This is a genomic window from Photorhabdus tasmaniensis (assembly GCF_011189505.1).
In the GTDB taxonomy this organism is placed as follows: Bacteria; Pseudomonadota; Gammaproteobacteria; order Enterobacterales; family Enterobacteriaceae; genus Photorhabdus; species Photorhabdus tasmaniensis.
In genome coordinates this window covers 1-719 of sequence record NZ_PUJU01000178.1, presented here as the reverse complement: position 1 = coordinate 719, position 719 = coordinate 1, and the positions used below count along the sequence as shown (strand labels likewise).

At 55.8% G+C, this 719-nt stretch carries 1 protein-coding gene; it reads right to left on the bottom strand.

Going from position 1 to position 719, the window contains the following annotated elements; genetic code table 11:
* The coding region (vgrG, locus tag C5471_RS23405; RefSeq protein WP_166296611.1) for a type VI secretion system tip protein VgrG at positions 1 to 719 on the bottom strand (719 nt) is incomplete at both ends.

The window sequence follows — 719 nt, the reverse complement described above, 5'->3', positions numbered from 1 at the left end:
GGTTTGGGGATTAATTCAGGCCGAAAACAGATGTTTTCCGCGTAGGGAATAGCGGTGAACGCCATTTCAAAACTGCGATCCCGGCGCGCACTGCTGCTGATACCCGTTATCACCGCCCCTTTACAGAACGCTTCCGGGGCCTCCCCCCTGACTTTCAATTCCTGACCCGGCAACAACGTCGCGGATGTCGTTAACCCCCGCAGTTGAGTCTGTCGATTCAGGTAGCGTTCATGTTGCAGCCGCGAGTAGAACACCGCGCTTTCCACTTCCGGATCCAGGTCGTAACGGTTGCCTAACACCCGGTAGTTGTTATCCAGATAATGGTACGCTTCGCCATACAGGGTCTCATCGCCCCGCGTCACATCCACCGCGGCATCCATACCGTATTGTGGCAGTGCGTCACGGTAGTCATAATCCCGGGTCACCACTTTCCCTTCCACCACCTGATGCGCCGTTTCCATGCCCCACACCGCGTCCTCGTCCCCGCCGTGCATACCTGACGGATTGCGGGCCGGCATATAAACATTCAACTGGTAGTAACGCTGATCGTCGTAAAACTCCACCACATCAATTTTCAGCCGGTCGTCTGCGGTCAGTTTGTACCAGATCCCCACTTCCGCCAGCAGGCGTTGCACAAAATGTAAGTCGTCTTCACCGTATTGCATCACCTGATCCCGCTTCGGGCAGGGGTACGCCAGGGTGAATAAGAAATCCTGACC